The sequence below is a fragment of the Kitasatospora sp. NPDC048194 genome, from assembly GCF_043202455.1.
Classification (GTDB): domain Bacteria; phylum Actinomycetota; class Actinomycetes; order Streptomycetales; family Streptomycetaceae; genus Kitasatospora.
Window position 1 is genome coordinate 55,787 of record NZ_JBIDAK010000029.1, and the last position, 14,965, is coordinate 70,751.

The window sequence follows — 14,965 nt, forward strand, 5'->3', positions numbered from 1 at the left end:
GACTCAGCGGGCCTCGACCGACACCCGCAGCACGCCGTCCGGGCCGGCCAGCAGCACCGGCGTCCCGGCCCCGCCGAGGTCCCGCACCGCGGCCAGGTCGGCCTCGGCCGGCTGCTCGGCCTCGCTCACCACGGCGGCCGCCTCCAGCGACTTCGCGCCGCTGGCCACCGCCATCGCCACCGCCGTCTGCAGGGCGCTCAGCCGCAGCGACTCCAGCGCGACCGTCCCGGCCACGTAGGTGCGGCCGGTCTCGTCACGCACCGCGGCCCCCTCGGGGACGCCGTTGCGGGCGCGGGCCGAGCGGGCCAGGGTGATGATCTTCTTGTTCTCGGGGTCGAGCTCGACGATGTCACTCATGCCGCCGAGCATAGGCACCCGCTCCGGCTCAGTGGCCGACCGGGTGGGTCCGCCCGCGGTTGGGGTTGATGACCTTGACGAAGGTCTTCGGACCGGAGGGCAGCGGCTCCTCGCGCTCGATCCGCCGGCGCCAGAACGGGTTGTCGTGCGGCAGGTGGCCGCTCACCCGGCCGTACATGCCGAAGGTCGTCACGATGATCCCGAAGATGAAGGCGAACAGCACGTTCGACATCCGGAAGTTGAGGATGTTGGCGTCCGGCCGCCCGAGCACCGTCAGTCCGTAGAAGCCGGAGAGGACGAACAGCAGGCCGACCACCATGTTGAGGTTGGACGCGAAGTTCCCGCCGATCACGGCCCCGAGCAGCAGGATCGCACCCGCCACGATGGACAGGATGGCCAGCGCCCCGTTGGTCGACAACCCGGCGACCCGGTCGGCGCCGGTGTCCAGGAACCCGGGGTGGTCGGCCAGCCCCAGGCTTCCGAACACGATCAGGAAGATCCCCCCCAGTGCCGCCCCGACCCGCCACACCAGCGCGAGTCGGCGATCGACGGTCGGCAGTCCGTCTTGCAGCTTCATGGTGACCTCCAGAGCTCGGCGAGGGTTCCCCGCGCCGGACGAGTTGCCCGCGTCAGCTGTACGGATGGCTCCCCTGCATGTGCGGCACCTCGTGCATGTAGAGCGAGCCGCACTGCTGGCAGCAGCGCAGCCCGGTGCCCCAGTCCTGCTCGGGCCGCGTCTCGGCGTCGTCGGGCATGGTGCGGCCGCAGAGCGCCGTCGCCGGGTCCTCGTCCCGCACCACGTGCCAGACCCTGGCCCCGCCGGCCGCCCCCTGCGGGCCGTACTCCGCCCGAAGTTTGTGCGTCATGCCCTCCATGGTCGCCCCGCCGCCCCCGGGCCGCTACTCGCCGGGCGGCGCGCGCTACTCGCCGACCGGCTCCGCGGTCTCCGCCGTCTTGCGCACCGGCGAGGCGACCATCGAGCCGATCCGGTTGCGCCGCCCGGCCGAGGACTCCGCGGTCAGCAGGATGCCGGTCAGACCGGTGTCCTCGGTGTCGGGCAGCGGGATCTCGCACGAGGAACCGGGGATCGGCACCCGGCCGAGGTGCTTGGCCAGCAGGCCGCCGACGGTCTCGACGTCCTCGTCCTCCAGCTCGATGCCGAACAGCTCGCCCAGGTCCTCCACCAGGAGGCGGGCGGTGATCCGGTACGAGCCGTCACCGAGGTCCTCGATCGGCGCGATCTCCCGGTCGTACTCGTCGGTGATCTCGCCGACGATCTCCTCCAGGATGTCCTCGATGGTGACCAGGCCGGCCGTGCCGCCGTACTCGTCGATCACGATCGCGACGTGCGAGCGGCGCTGCTGCATCTCGCGCAGCAGGTCGCCGGCCGGCTTGGAGTCGGGCACGAAGACGGCCGGGCGCATCACCGCGCCGACCTCCTCGGCCTCCGCCTCCCGGTTGATGTGGGTGCGGCGCACCAGGTCCTTGAGGTAGACGATGCCCACCACGTCGTCCTCGTTGTCGCCGACCACCGGGATCCGCGAGAAACCCGAGCGCAGCGCCAGGGTGAGCGCCTGCCGGACGGTCTTGTGCCGCTCGATCATCACCAGGTCGGTGCGGGGCACCATCACCTCGCGCACGATGGTGTCGCCCAGCTCGAAGACGGAGTGCACCATCCGGCGCTCCTCGTCCTCGATCAGGTCGTCCTTCTCGGCGAGGTCGACCAGGGCCCGCAGCTCCGCCTCCGAGGCGAACGGCCCCTCGCGGTAGCCCTTGCCCGGGGTCAGGGCGTTGCCGAGCAGGATCAGCAGCCGCGGGATCGGGCCGAGCACCGCGGCCAGCGGCAGCAGCACGAAGGAGGCCGCGGTCGTGGTGGAGATCGGGTGCTGGCGCCCGATCGTGCGCGGCGAGACGCCCACCGCGACGAACGACACCAGCACCATCACGCCGAACGACAGCAGCACGGCCTGCCAGGTCGGGTGGATGTTGCGCACGCTCACCGCGGTGACCAGGACGGCCGCCGCCATCTCGCTGGCCACCCGGATCAGGGTCGCCAGGTTGAGGTAGCGGATCGGGTCGGAGGCGACGGTCAGCAGCCGCGCGGAGCCGCGCCGGCCGTTGCGCACCGCCTCCTCCGCCCGGAACCGGGAGACCCGGGAGATGCCCGCCTCGGCGCACGCGGCCAGCCAGCCCAGCACGACCAGGGCCACGGCGCCGAGGATGAAGCTCGTACTCTCACCACTCACAGGGGTTCGGGCTCCGTGCTCAGTGGGTGGTGGGGGCCGGGGAGAGGCCGCCGAGGCCGCGAGTCGCCCGCCAGTCGTCCAGGATGCGCTTCTGGAGGGCGAACATCTCCTCCTCTTCCTCCGGCTCCTCGTGGTCGTAGCCGAGGACGTGCAGCACGCCGTGGACGGTCAGCAGCTGCAGCTCCTCGTCCATCGAGTGCTTGGAGGGGGCCGCCTTGCCCTGCTGCTCGGCGACCTCGGGGCAGAGCACGATGTCGCCGAGCAGGCCCTGCGGCAGCTCGTCGCCCTCCTTGCCGGGACGCAGCTCGTCCATCGGGAACGACATCACGTCGGTCGGACCGGGCAGGTCCATCCACTGGATGTGCAGCTCCTCCATCGCCGCACTGTCCACCAGGATCACGGACAGTTCGGACTGCGGGTGGATCCGCATCTTGTCCAGGGCGAAGCGGGCGACGTCGAGGATGGCTTCCTCATCGGCGTCCCAACCGGACTCGTTGGCGATGTCGATCGACATGACGGGCTGTGTGCTCAGCTTTCGGTGCGATGGGACTGTCGGGGGGCGCGGGCTGCTGTCGTCTTGCCGACGCGCCGCTGCGCGGGCTTGCGGCCGGCCGGGGCCTGCTCGGCCTCCTGCCGGGCGTCCCAGCGCTCGTACGCGTCCACGATCCGGCCGACCAGCTTGTGGCGGACCACGTCGGTGCTGGTGAGGACGGAGAAGTGGATGTCCGGCACGTCGGCCAGGATCTCCTGGACGACCTTGAGACCGCTCCTGGTGCCGCCCGGGAGGTCGATCTGGCTGGTGTCGCCGGTGACCACCACCCGGGAGTTGAACCCGAGGCGGGTGAGGAACATCTTCATCTGCTCGGGCGAGGTGTTCTGGGCCTCGTCCAGGATGATGAAGGCGTCGTTGAGGGTGCGGCCGCGCATGTACGCGAGCGGGGCGACCTCGATGGTGCCGGCCGCCATCAGGCGCGGGATGGAGTCCGGGTCCATCATGTCGTGCAGCGCGTCGTACAGGGGGCGCAGGTACGGGTCGATCTTCTCGTAGAGGGTGCCGGGCAGGAAGCCCAGCCGCTCCCCCGCCTCCACCGCCGGGCGGGTCAGGATGATCCGGTTGACCTCCTTGGCCTGCAGCGCCTGGACGGCCTTGGCCATCGCCAGGTAGGTCTTGCCGGTGCCGGCCGGGCCGAGGCCGAAGACGATCGTGTGCTTGTCGATCGCGTCGACGTAGCGCTGCTGGTTGAGGGTCTTGGGGCGGATCGTGCGGCCCCGGTTGGACAGGATGTTCGCGGTGAACACCTCGGACGGCGCCGGGCCGTCCGGGTCCTCCTCGCGAAGCATGGCGATGGAGCGCTCCACGGCGTCCTCCGTCAGGGGCTGGCCGGTGCGCAGCACCAGCATCATCTCGTTGAAGAGCTTCTGCACGAGGGCGACCTCGGCCCGCCCACCGGTGGCGGTCACCTCGTTGCCGCGCACGTGGATGTCGGCGTCGGGGAAGCCCCGTTCGATCACCCGCAGCAGCGAGTCCGCCGTCCCGAGCAGGGTGACCATCGGGTGCTTCTCGGGGATGACGATCCGGGCGCTCACGCGGCCGTCCTCGGCCGGTTCGGGGCGCGACTGTCCGTCGGTACGGGTCTGCGATGTGTCACTCATAGGTCGGCGCTGGGGCCTGCCTCATCCCATCCGTGGTGTCGTGTGCCGCTCGGTCTCCGGGGCACCAGGGTACGCCGCGAGCGTGATCGCTGCGGCGGGCGGCGGGGCCGCACCCGCACGATGCTGCGGCAGATCGGGGAAGGACGCGAACCCTTTTCGTCCGGGACGGACGCGGCCGCTGCGCCCCGCACGGGCGCGGCCGCCGGGCCCGCGCGCCGTTCACGGGTGACGGCGGGCCGGAACGGGCACCCGGGCGAGGTCGGCGGCGAGCACCAGTTCCCCGTCGAAGTGCTTACGGGCGTCGGCCAGGTGCTGGCCGAGGTCCGGGTAGCGCTGGGAGAAGTGGGTCAGCACCAGGGTGCGCACCCCCGCCTCGGCGGCGACCTTGGCGGCCTGGCCCGCGGTGAGGTGCCCGTGCTCCTCGGCGAGGCGGGCGTCGGCGTCCGTGAAGGTGGCCTCGACCACCAGCAGGTCGGCGCCCTCGGCGAGCCGGTGCACGCCCTCGCAGAGCCGGGTGTCCATCACGAAGGCGAACCGCTGGCCCGGCCGGGGCTCGCTGACCTCGTCCAGGGTGACCCGCCGGCCGTCCGCCTCGATCGCGCCCTCGTGCTGCAGCCGGCCCACCGCCGGGCCGAAGATCCCCAGTTCGGCGAGGCGCTCCGGGACCAGGCGGCGGCCGTCCGGCTCGGCCAGCCGGTAGCCGAAGGACTCCACCGGGTGGTCCAGCCGGACGGCGTCCAGCGCGAAGCGGGCCCCGGGGGCGGGCAGCGGGCCCGGCTCGTCGATCGGCCGGGGGCGCAGCACCGCCGTCTCGTGGTAGGCGGTGGCGTGCCGCAGCCGCTCGAAGTACACCTCCCCGGAGGCCGGGAAGTAGACGTCCACCGGGTGCGGGACGCGGTCGAGGTTGATCCGCTGGATCACCCCGGCGAGGCCCAGGCAGTGGTCGCCGTGGAAGTGGGTCACGGCGATCCGGGTGATCTGGGTGGCCGAGACCCCGGCGTGCAGCATCTGCCGCTGGGTGCCCTCGCCGGGGTCGAACAGCAGGCCCTCGCCGTCCCAGCGGAGCAGGTAGCCGTTGTGGTTGCGGTGCCGGGTGGGCACCTGGCTGGCGGTGCCGAGGACGACGAGTTCGCGCTGGGACACGTAGGTCAGACCATGCTCTCGGTCATGCGGGTGCCGCCCAGCACGTGGACGTGGGCGTGGAAGACGGTCTGCCCGGCGCCGGCCCCGGTGTTGAAGATCAGCCGGTAGTCCTCGATGCCCTCGTCCCGGGCCACCGCGCCCGCCTCGGCGAGCAGTTCGCCGGCGGTCTGCGGCTCGGCGGCGGCCAGGGCGGCGGCGTTCGGGTAGTGGGCGTGCGGGATGACCAGGACGTGCACGGGGGCCTTGGGGGCGATGTCGCGGAAGGCGAGGGTGCGCTCCGTCTTGCGCACCACGGTCGCCGGGATCTCGCCCGCCACGATCTTGCAGAACAGGCAGTCGGGCTGCGGCTCGCCGGCCATCGGCTTCTCCTCGGGTTGGTCGTGGATCACGTCGCGTCGGGTCGTGGATCACGGCCTCACGGGCCGTACGGGCGCAGCCTAGCCGAGCGGCGCGACCGCCCGCCGGTACTCCCGCAGGTGCTTCCGGCGCACCGAGCGCATGCCGACGACGTCCCCCTCGGACACCTCGAAGTCCTCCGACAGGAACATCACCGCCAGGTAGACGAAGCCCAGCAGCCAGCGCCGGGTGAGCCGCCAGGTGTTCGGGCGCATGACGCCCTTGCGGCGCACCACCCGCATCGCCAGGATCCCCTTGCCCACGCTGAACCCGGTGAGCCGGGCGAGCACCACCTGGTTGAGGAACGAGGCGAGCAGGCCGGCGACCAGCAGCGTCACGAAGTACGGCACCACCGGGCCGCTGCCGTGCCGGACGGCGTGGCCGGCCGCGTGCGCGACCGGCTTCGGGCGGCCCGCCGCGTCCACGGCCCTGGCGGCGGCGAAGCCGAGGCCCACGGCGAGGACGAAGTCGAGCACGGTCGCCAGGAAGCGCCGCCCGCCGCCGGCCTCCTTCGGGCACGGCGGCAGCACGGTCGGCGGGTGCGGGTAGGGCTGCTGCCCGTACGGCTGCGGCGGCTGCCCGTACGGCCGCGGCGGCTGCTGGCCGTACGGCTGGGCGTAGGGCCCCCGGGCGTCCGGGTCGGGCCCGTGGCCGTACCGCTGCGGCGGCTGCAGCGGCTGCGGCGGCTGCGCGTAGCCGTTCTGCGGGTACTGCGGCGGCGGATGACCCTGTGCCATGTGCTCCCCCGTGAGCTGTCCGTCAGGACCGTGATCACGCCATCGACACGACCGTGATCAAGAACAGCCCCGCATCCTACCCACGCCCGGAGCGGCCGCTGGCCCCGCCGGCCCCGCTCCGGGCCGCCCCCGGCTACGCCCAGGGCAGCGGCGGCGGCGTGCGGGCCGGGGTCCGCTTTAGGGCCGCCAGGGCGATCCGCACCGCCTCGGCCAGCTGGGGGTCCTCGCCGGCCGCCCAGTGGTGCGGGGCGAACGGCACCTCGACGTCCGGGTCGACGCCGCGGTTCTCCAGGCCCCAGCCGTAGTTCTCCAGCCAGAACGCGTACTTGGGCTGGGTGACCAGCGTGCCGTCGACCAGCCGGTAGCGGCTGTCGATGCCGATCACCCCGCCCCAGGTGCGGGTGCCGACCACCGGGCCGATCCCGAGCGCCTGGATGGCGGCGTTGACGACGTCGCCGTCCGAGCCGGAGAGCTCGTTGGCGATCGCGACCACCGGCCCGCGCGGGGCGTCCATCGGGTACGGTACCGGGCTGGCGGTGTCCCGGATGACGTCCCAGCCGACGATCCGGCGGGCCAGCTTCTCGATCACCAGCTGCGAGGTGTGGCCGCCGCGGTTGTCCCGGACGTCGACGATCACGCCCTCCCGGGTCATCTCGGTGCTCAGGTCCCGGTGCAGCTGCGCCCAGCCGGCCGTCTGCATGTCCGGGATGTGCAGGTAGCCGAGCCGGCCGCCGGACAGCTCCCGCGTCGCGGCCCGCCGCCCGGCCACCCAGTCGTGGTAGCGCAGCGCCGCCTCGTCGGCGAGCGGGACGACCACCGGGTGGCGCCGGTCGGTGCCGTCCTTTCCGGCCACGGTCAGCTCCACCGGCTGCCCGGCGGTGCCGGCCAGCAGCGGCGCCGGGCCGGTGACCGGGTCCACCGGGCGGCCGTCGACGGCCAGCACCGCGTCGCCCGGGCGGATCGCCGCGCCGGGTGCGGCCAGCGGCGAGCGGGCCCGCGGGTCGGAGGACTCGCCCGGCAGGATGCGGGCGATCCGCCAGTGCTCGCCGTCCTTCACCAGGTCCGCGCCCAGCAGGCCCTGGCGGCGCGCGGGCTCGGTGTAGCGGCCGTTCGGGATCACGTAGGCGTGCGAGGTGCCGAGTTCGCCGTGCACCTCCCAGAGCAGGTCGACCAGTTCGTCGAGGGAGGCGACCCGCTCGACCAGCGGCCGGTAGCGCTCCAGCACCCCCGCCCAGTCCACCCCGCCGAGGTCGGGGCGCCAGAAGTTGTCCCGCATCAGCCGGCCGGTCTCGGCGTACATCTGCCGCCACTCGGCGGCCGGGTCGACGCTCACCCGCAGCCGGGCGAGGTCGACGGTCGTCTCGTCGTCCTCGCCGCCCGCCCTGCGGTCGGCCGGGACGATCCGCAGCTCGCCCTCGTCCAGCACGGCCACCCGGGTGCCGTCCCCGCTGACCGCGAACCCGTCGACGCCGTGCACCAGTTGCTCGACCCGGCGCTTCCTGAGGTCGAAGCGCTCCAGCACCGGCCGCGGCCGTTCGTCGTCCAGGGAGGCCGCCTCGTCGCCGAGTTCGCCGAGCAGCGGCGCCCTGGTCCACAGCACGCCGTCCTTGGCCGCGGACAGCGCGTGGAACCGGCCGCCCTCCACCGGGAACGGGACGATCCGGTCGGCGATGCCGTCCAGGTCCACCCTGGTCACCGGCGCGGCGTCGGCCCCGCCCTCGCCCTCCGCCCTGCCGTCCGCCGCGCGGCCCCCGGGCTCGTCCTCCTCCCCGCCGAGCGGCCGCCCGGCCCGCTGGGGCCCGAACGGGGACGGCGTGTCGGCGGCCAGGGTGATCAGGTACGGGCGGCAGCCGTTCGGGAAGGACAGGTCGAAGGCGTGCGCGTCGTACACCGGGTCGAAGTTGCGCACCGACAGGAAGGCCAGGTAGCGGCCGTCCGCGGTGAAGGCGGGCGAGGTGTCGACGAAGCGCTGCTGGGTGACCTCGCCGACGGTGCGGGTGGCCAGGTTCGCCAGCACGATCTGGCGCAGCGAGTAGGGGCCCACCCCGTGCACCGGGCGGGACCACGCCAGCCAGGCCGAGTCCGGGCTGAACGCCAGGCCGCTGACCTCGCCGTCGGTGCTGCGCTCCAGTTCGTGCACGGCGCCGTCGGCCAGCGCGACCAGCAGCAGCCGGCCGTCGTGCACGCCGAGCGCCGCCTGCTTGCCGTCCGGGGAGACCACCAGCGAGTTGACCCGGCCGATCCGCCCCGCGGCCAGCCTGCGCCGCTCGGCGCCGTGCACCGCGGGCGCGTACTCCAGGGCGTCCTCGCCCTCGGCGTCGGACACCCACAGCACGCCCTGGGCGCCGTCCTCGCCCGGCACCACCGCGGCCAGCCGCCCGCGCACCCCCGGGGTCGCGTCCAGCACCCGGGCCGGGCCCTCCCGGTGGGTCAGCCAGTGCACGCCGCCGCGCACCACCACGGCGGCGGCCCGGCCGGTGCGGTCCGGGTCGACGGACTCCAGCCAGTGTGCGGCGTGCACCGGTCCCGGGCGGCGGCCGGTGCGCGGGCCGGCGAGCCGGACGTCCAGGCGGCGCGGCTCGGCGCCGTCCAGGTCGTCCAGCAGCCAGAGGTCGCCGGCCCGGTGGAAGACGACCCTGGTCCCGTCGGTGCTGGCGTTGCGGGCGTAGAAGCCGTCCGGGTCACCGGTGTGGCGGCGCAGCTCGGACCCGTCCGGGCGGCTGGACCACAGCTCGCCGACGCCCTCGTGGTCGGACAGGAAGGCGATCCGGCCGTCCTGCCCGCCGGAACCGGGCACCCACAGCGGGGAGTCGAGCTGGCCGTCCAACTCCTCGTGCACGCGGGTGAACTCGTCCCGCCCCAGCCACAACTTGCCGGCCCGGCCGCCCCGGTAGCGCTTCCACCAGGCCGGCTCGCGGTTGTTGACGGTCACCAGCAGGACGCGATCGCCGTCCGGCTCGAAGGCCAGGCCGCCGACCGGCCCGTACGGCAACCGCAGCGGCTCGCCTCCGTCCAGCGGCACCGCGTACGCCCAGGTGTGGCGGGCACTGGCCGCACCGGCGCTGGTGGTGGCGATCGGGCGGCCGTCGGCCGTCCAGCCCTGCACCCGGGTCTGGTGGCTGCCCCAGTGGGTGAGCCGCCGGGACGGCCCGCCGTCCACCGGCACCACGTGCACCTCCGGGGCGCCGTCCCGGGGCGAGGAGAAGGCGATGTGCCGGCCGTCCGGGGAGAACCGCGGGTGGTGCACCGGGAGGTGGTCGGCCGTCAGCCGCCAGGCCCGGCCGCCGTCCAGCGGGGCCACCCACAGGTCGTCCTCGGCGACGAAGGTGACCAGGTCACCGTGCAGATGGGGATGGCGCAGGTAGGCGCCCGCGGAGGTGCTCAGGTAGTCCGTCACCCGGCCAGCGTAGGCAGGCCCGGGCGGGGGCCGCTGCGCTTTTCCCAACTCCCCCGCGGGCTGGGGTTTGAAGACGGGCGCTAGGCCCAGCGGCCGGTGCGGCCCAGGAGCAGGGCGCCGGCGGCGACCCCGGCGGTGGAGGTGCGCAGCACCGACGGGCCCAGCCGGTACGGCTTCGCGCCCGCCTCGGCGAAGGCGGCCAGCTCCTCCGGGGAGACCCCGCCCTCCGGGCCGACCACCAGCACGATGTCGCCCGCCTGCGGCAGCGCGGCGTGCGCCAGCGGTTCGGCGCCCTCCTCGTGCAGCACGGCGGCCAGCGCCGCCTGCGCCAGCAGCGGAGCCAGCTGCCTGGTGGTCATCAGCTCGCGCACCTCGGGGAAGCGCAGCCGGCGGGACTGCTTGCCGGCCTCCCTCGCGGTGGCCCGCCACTTGGCGAGCGCCTTGGCGCCGCGGTCGCCCTTCCACTGGGTGATGCAGCGGGACGCCGCCCAGGGGATCACCACGTCCACGCCGACCTCGGTCATGGTCTCCACCGCCAGCTCGCCGCGGTCGCCCTTGGGCAGCGCCTGGACGACGACGATCCGCGGCGCCGGCTCGGGCTCCCGGCGCACGGCGGCCACCGCGACGTCGATCGCGTCCTTGCCGAGCACCTCGGCGACCGTCCCGTCCGCACCGAGCCCGTGGCCGTCGGCGAGGGTCACCGCCTCGCCGGCCTCCAGCCGCTTCACCGCGGCCGCGTGCCGGCCCTCCGCCCCGTCCAGGCGCACCAGCGCCCCGGGCTCGGCGGCGGCGATCCGCTCGGTCTCGACGACGAAGACGGGGGCGGTCATGGGGTGGTCCTCCGGAGGGGGTGGGCGGAACGGCAACGCGAAGGGGGTGCCGGGGTCGGACCCCGACACCCCCTTCAGGACGGCTCACCGGCCGTTGAACGCGTCCTTCAGTCGCGAGAACAGGCCCTGCTGCCCCGGCGCGAACTGGCCGGCCGGGCGCTCCTCGCCGCGCAGCACGGCGAGCCGGCGCAGCAGCTCCTCCTGCTCGGCGTCGAGCTTGGTGGGCGTCTGCACCTCGACGTGCACTATCAGGTCGCCCCGGCCGCCACCGCGCAGGTGGGTGATGCCCCGGCCGTGCAGCGGGATCGACTGGCCGGACTGGGTGCCGGGCCGGATGTCGACCTCCTCCAGTCCGTCCAGGGTCTGCAACGGCACCTGGGTGCCGAGCGCGGCGGCCGTCATCGGGATGGTGACGGTGCAGTGCAGGTCGTCCCCGCGCCGCTGGAAGACGGTGTGGGTGGTCTCGGCGATCTCGACGTACAGGTCGCCGGCCGGGCCGCCGCCGGGGCCGACCTCGCCCTCGCCGGCCAGCTGGATCCGGGTGCCGTTGTCGACACCGGCCGGGATCTTGACGGTCAGGGTGCGGCGGGCGCGGACCCGGCCGTCACCGGCGCACTCGGGGCACGGGGTCGGCACGACGGTGCCGAAGCCCTGGCACTGCGGGCAGGGGCGGGAGGTCATGACCTGCCCCAGGAAGGAGCGGGTGACCTGGGAGACCTCGCCCTTGCCGCGGCACATGTCGCAGGTCTGCGCCGAGGTGCCGGGGGCCGCGCCCTCGCCGCTGCAGGTGGTGCAGGTGACGGCGGTGTCGACCTGGAGTTCCTTGGTGGTGCCGAAGGCGGCCTCCTCCAGGGTGATCTCCAGGCGGATCATGGCGTCCTGGCCGCGGCGGGTGCGCGAGCGCGGGCCGCGCTGGCCGGCCGCGGCGCCGAAGAAGGCGTCCATGATGTCGGAGAAGCCGAAGCCCGCCGCGCCGGCGCCGAAGCCGCCCGCACCACCGCCGCCACCCGGCGACAGCGGGTCCCCGCCGAGGTCGTAGACCTGCCGCTTCTGCGGATCGGAGAGCACCTCGTAGGCGGCGTTGATCTCCTTGAACCGCTCCTGCGTCTTCGGGTCCGGGTTGACGTCCGGGTGCAGTTCGCGTGCCAGGCGCCGGAACGCCTTCTTGATCTCGTCCTGCCCCGCATCCCGTCGGACGCCGAGTACCGCGTAGTAGTCCGTGGCCACCAAATGCTCCGCTTGTTCCGCCTGTAGTAGTGCGACTGGACACCACCGCCAGAGGGCTGACGGTGGCTGCTTGCTACGACTCGGCCAGGATCTGCCCCACGTACCGTGCCACCGCGCGCACCGCCCCCATTGTGCCCGGGTAGTCCATCCGGGTCGGACCGATCACACCCAGCTTGGCCACGCTCTCGTCGCCCGAACCGTAGCCCACCGACACGACCGAGGTGGAATTCAGCCCTTCGTAGGCGTTCTCCCGCCCGATCCGGACCGTCATCGCGGCATCCGTGGTCTCACCCAGGAGGCGGAGCAGGACGACCTGCTCCTCCAGGGCCTCCAGCACCGGCTGGATGGTCAGCGGGAAGTCGTGCCCGAGGCGGGTCAGGTTGGCCGTGCCGGCCAGCATGATCCGCTCCTCGTTCTGCTCGGCCAACGCCTCGAACAGGGTCGCCAGGACCGTGCTGACGGTCGGGCGGTCGATCTGCTCGAAGGTCGCCGGAAGGTCCTCCAGCAGACCCGGGACGTCGGGCAGCCGCTGGCCGGCGGCCCGCGCGTTGATCCGCGCCCGCAGGTCGGCCAGGAGCGTCTCGCCGACCGTGCCCGGGCAGTCCACCATCCGCTGCTCGACCCGGCCGGTGTTGGTGATCAGGACGAGCATCACCTTGGCCGGGGCGAGCGCCACCAGCTCGATGTGCCGGACGGTGGAGCGGGTCAGCGAGGGGTACTGCACCACGGCGACCTGCCGGGTGAGCTGGGCGAGCAGCCGCACCGTGCGGGCGACCACGTCGTCCAGGTCGACGGCACCGTCGAGGAAGTGCCGGATCGCCCGCCGCTCCGGGGCGCTCATCGGCTTGACCTCGGCGAGCTTGTCGACGAACAGCCGGTAGCCCTTGTCGGTGGGGATGCGCCCGGCACTGGTGTGCGGCTGGTGGATGTAGCCCTCCTCCTCCAGCGCCGCCATGTCGTTGCGCACGGTGGCCGGGGAGACCCCGAGGTTGTGCCGCTCCACCAGGGCCTTGGAGCCGACCGGCTCCTCGGTGCCGACGTAGTCCTGGACGATCGCGCGCAGCACGGCGAGCTTGCGGTCGTCCAGTTGGCGGACCTCACCGGCCATGGGGCACGCACCTCCGTCTTCGCACGTTGTCCGTCTGTGATGCTGCGGGCCGCTCGGGCAAGGGCCCCGACCCTGGCACTCTGCGCACACGAGTGCCAAAACCGTACCTGCCAGTGTAAGGCCCGGGTCCTATCGCAGGAACGGCCCGGCCGGGGTGATCCTCCCCGCAGTTCGGGGGGCGCGCCGCCGGGGCGCGGACCCCGGGGCGCGGGCCCGGCCGCCGCAACTCGCGGTGCGGGGGTGGTGCCCCGGGGCCGTCCGGGTGGCAGCATCGAAAGCGACGGCGAACGGAGGAGCAAGCGATGTCGAGCTCGGGCCAGCACACCCGCTTCGCACCCGACCGCGGCCTGACCGGCCGCATGGTCGCGACGATGTTCGTGATCGGGCTGCTGTACGTCGGTTTCACGGGCCTGCTGATCGCGCTGCTGCGCGGGGCCTGGCCGCTGATCGTCCTGATCTCCGGCGGGCTGTTCGTGGCCCAGTTCTGGTTCAGCGACAAGATCACCGAACGGGCGATGGGCGCCCGCCCGGTGAGCGCGGAGCAGTTCCCCCAGCTGCACGGCACCGTCGACCGGCTCTGCGCCCTCGCCGACATGCCCAAGCCCCGGGTGGCGGTCGCCGACAACGACATGCCGAACGCCTTCGCCACCGGACGGAACCCGCAGAACGCCGTGGTCTGCGTGACCACCGGCCTGCTGCGCCGCCTCGAACCGGAGGAGCTCGAGGGCGTCCTCGCGCACGAGCTGTCCCACGTCGCCCACCGGGACGTCGCGGTGATGACCATCGCCGGCTTCCTCGGCGTGCTCGCCGGGGCGATGACCAGGATCGCCGTCTACGGCGGCTTCATGGGCGGCGGTCGCAGCAACAACGACCAGAACGCGGCCGTCGTGGCGCTGATCATCCCGCTGGTGTCGATGGTCGTCTACGCGATCAGCTTCCTGCTCACCCGGCTGCTCTCCCGCTACCGCGAGCTGGCCGCCGACCGGGCCGCCGCCCAGATCACCGGCCGGCCCAGCGCCCTGGCCTCGGCCCTCACCAAGGTGACCGGGCAGATCGCCGCCATCCCCACCGAGGACCTGCGCAAGTCCCAGCCGTACAACGCCTTCTACTTCGCCCCCGCGCTGAGCGCCCGGGAGACCGCCTCGCAGCTGTTCTCCACCCACCCGACGCTGGAGAAGCGGCTGGCGCAGCTGGCGAAGATCTCCGAGCAGCTCGGCCGCTGATCCCCTCGCCCGAAGCCTCGGCCGCCGAGCCCCTCCGCCCCGAAAGGACCGCCGTGGGATTCCTGGACGCCCTGTTCGGCCGCACCAAGCCCGTCAAGCCCGACCTCGACCAGTTGTTCGGCGTGCCGTCCGCCGCGCTCACCCTGGAGGCCGGGGCCGCCTTCACCCCCACCGGGCTCGGTTCGGTCTGCTTCGCGGCCGTCGAGGGCGCGGCCTTCGTCCAGGTCGAACAGCAGGTCCGGGCGCTGCTGGACGCCGACACCGAACGCGGCGGCGTCCCGGTGGAGGCCTCCAAGGACGGCTACGGCTACTCCTGGCTGCTCGCCCGGCACACCCCCGAGGAACTGCCCGAGCTGGTGAACGACCTGCACGCCGTCAACAGCGAGCTGGAGGCGAACGGCTTCGGCCCGCAGCTGCTCTGCTCGCTGGTGGGCTTCCGCAACCCGCAGGGCCAGTCGCTGGCCCTGGTGTACCTCTACAAACGCGGTTCCTTCTACCCGTTCGCCCCGATGCCGGGCGGCGGCGAGCGGCGCAACAGCCCGCTGGAGCTCCAGGTCAACGCGATGCTGGGGAACGACCTGCGGCTGGAGAAGGACCTGAGCCGCTGGTTCCCGCTCTGGGGCGCGCCGGGGCTCTGACGGCCCGTCC

General features: G+C 73.5%; 15 protein-coding genes. 2 read left to right on the forward strand and 13 right to left on the reverse strand.

Going from position 1 to position 14,965, the window contains the following annotated elements; translation table 11 throughout:
- Positions 1–3: 3 nt before the first annotated feature.
- From ACGF07_RS28060 to hrcA, 13 genes are all read right to left on the reverse strand, one after another.
- Entirely contained in the window at positions 4–357 is a 354-nt protein-coding gene (locus tag ACGF07_RS28060) for a cytidine deaminase (RefSeq protein ID WP_392903138.1), read from the reverse strand.
- A 28-nt stretch (positions 358–385) separates the two neighbouring features.
- Positions 386–934: a DUF4383 domain-containing protein gene (locus ACGF07_RS28065; protein WP_392903141.1), complete on the reverse strand. Its 549-nt coding sequence runs from the start codon at positions 932–934 to the stop codon at positions 386–388.
- Positions 935–986: 52 nt separating this feature from the next.
- Positions 987–1,223: a hypothetical protein gene (locus tag ACGF07_RS28070; RefSeq protein ID WP_392903143.1), complete on the reverse strand. Its 237-nt coding sequence runs from the start codon at positions 1,221–1,223 to the stop codon at positions 987–989.
- Between the two features lie 54 nt (positions 1,224–1,277).
- The gene (locus tag ACGF07_RS28075) at positions 1,278–2,603 is read right to left on the reverse strand and encodes a hemolysin family protein (RefSeq protein ID WP_350741401.1); all 1,326 of its coding nucleotides are present in this window, start codon (positions 2,601–2,603) and stop codon (positions 1,278–1,280) included.
- Positions 2,604–2,622: 19 nt separating this feature from the next.
- A complete protein-coding gene (ybeY, locus tag ACGF07_RS28080) occupies positions 2,623–3,117 on the reverse strand; it encodes an rRNA maturation RNase YbeY (protein ID WP_350741403.1) in 495 nt (164 codons plus the stop codon).
- Positions 3,118–3,131: 14 nt separating this feature from the next.
- Entirely contained in the window at positions 3,132–4,256 is a 1,125-nt protein-coding gene (locus ACGF07_RS28085) for a PhoH family protein (RefSeq protein ID WP_392903147.1), read from the reverse strand.
- A 219-nt stretch (positions 4,257–4,475) separates the two neighbouring features.
- Positions 4,476–5,399 (reverse strand): ribonuclease Z, encoded by a 924-nt coding sequence (locus ACGF07_RS28090; protein ID WP_350741405.1) that lies wholly within the window; start codon positions 5,397–5,399, stop codon positions 4,476–4,478.
- A gap of 5 nt (positions 5,400–5,404) precedes the next feature.
- On the reverse strand, positions 5,405–5,758 hold the full coding sequence (locus ACGF07_RS28095) for a histidine triad nucleotide-binding protein (RefSeq protein ID WP_392903194.1): 354 nt from the start codon (positions 5,756–5,758) through the stop codon (positions 5,405–5,407).
- A 78-nt stretch (positions 5,759–5,836) separates the two neighbouring features.
- Positions 5,837–6,532: an RDD family protein gene (locus ACGF07_RS28100; RefSeq protein WP_392903150.1), complete on the reverse strand. Its 696-nt coding sequence runs from the start codon at positions 6,530–6,532 to the stop codon at positions 5,837–5,839.
- 133 nt (positions 6,533–6,665) lie between these two features.
- The gene (locus ACGF07_RS28105; protein ID WP_392903153.1) at positions 6,666–9,929 is read right to left on the reverse strand and encodes a PDZ domain-containing protein; all 3,264 of its coding nucleotides are present in this window, start codon (positions 9,927–9,929) and stop codon (positions 6,666–6,668) included.
- Positions 9,930–10,009: 80 nt separating this feature from the next.
- Complete coding sequence (locus ACGF07_RS28110) at positions 10,010–10,759, reverse strand: 16S rRNA (uracil(1498)-N(3))-methyltransferase (protein ID WP_350741411.1); 750 nt, start codon at positions 10,757–10,759, stop codon at positions 10,010–10,012.
- An 84-nt stretch (positions 10,760–10,843) separates the two neighbouring features.
- Positions 10,844–11,986: a molecular chaperone DnaJ gene (gene dnaJ / locus ACGF07_RS28115; protein ID WP_350741413.1), complete on the reverse strand. Its 1,143-nt coding sequence runs from the start codon at positions 11,984–11,986 to the stop codon at positions 10,844–10,846.
- Between the two features lie 73 nt (positions 11,987–12,059).
- Entirely contained in the window at positions 12,060–13,094 is a 1,035-nt protein-coding gene (gene hrcA / locus ACGF07_RS28120) for a heat-inducible transcriptional repressor HrcA (protein ID WP_350741415.1), read from the reverse strand.
- A gap of 302 nt (positions 13,095–13,396) precedes the next feature.
- Here hrcA and htpX point away from each other — a divergent pair, with 302 nt between their 5' ends.
- Together htpX and ACGF07_RS28130 are read left to right on the forward strand one after the other, a co-directional pair.
- The gene (gene htpX / locus ACGF07_RS28125; RefSeq protein ID WP_350741417.1) at positions 13,397–14,317 is read left to right on the forward strand and encodes a zinc metalloprotease HtpX; all 921 of its coding nucleotides are present in this window, start codon (positions 13,397–13,399) and stop codon (positions 14,315–14,317) included.
- Positions 14,318–14,370: 53 nt separating this feature from the next.
- Positions 14,371–14,955 carry a hypothetical protein gene (locus tag ACGF07_RS28130; protein WP_350741419.1) on the forward strand — a complete coding sequence of 195 codons (585 nt, stop codon included), beginning with the start codon at positions 14,371–14,373 and terminating at the stop codon, positions 14,953–14,955.
- Positions 14,956–14,965 lie beyond the last annotated feature (10 nt).

Coding starts and splice junctions, on each gene's coding strand:
- ACGF07_RS28060 (WP_392903138.1), bottom strand. CDS start 357: ATGAGTGACATCGTCGAGCTCGACCCCGAGAACAAGAAGATCATCACC.
- ACGF07_RS28065 (WP_392903141.1), bottom strand. CDS start 934: ATGAAGCTGCAAGACGGACTGCCGACCGTCGATCGCCGACTCGCGCTG.
- ACGF07_RS28070 (WP_392903143.1), bottom strand. CDS start 1,223: ATGACGCACAAACTTCGGGCGGAGTACGGCCCGCAGGGGGCGGCCGGC.
- ybeY (WP_350741403.1), bottom strand. CDS start 3,117: ATGTCGATCGACATCGCCAACGAGTCCGGTTGGGACGCCGATGAGGAA.
- ACGF07_RS28085 (WP_392903147.1), bottom strand. CDS start 4,256: ATGAGTGACACATCGCAGACCCGTACCGACGGACAGTCGCGCCCCGAA.
- ACGF07_RS28095 (WP_392903194.1), bottom strand. CDS start 5,758: ATGGCCGGCGAGCCGCAGCCCGACTGCCTGTTCTGCAAGATCGTGGCG.
- ACGF07_RS28100 (WP_392903150.1), bottom strand. CDS start 6,532: ATGGCACAGGGTCATCCGCCGCCGCAGTACCCGCAGAACGGCTACGCG.
- ACGF07_RS28110 (WP_350741411.1), bottom strand. CDS start 10,759: ATGACCGCCCCCGTCTTCGTCGTCGAGACCGAGCGGATCGCCGCCGCC.
- hrcA (WP_350741415.1), bottom strand. CDS start 13,094: ATGGCCGGTGAGGTCCGCCAACTGGACGACCGCAAGCTCGCCGTGCTG.
- htpX (WP_350741417.1), top strand. CDS start 13,397: ATGTCGAGCTCGGGCCAGCACACCCGCTTCGCACCCGACCGCGGCCTG.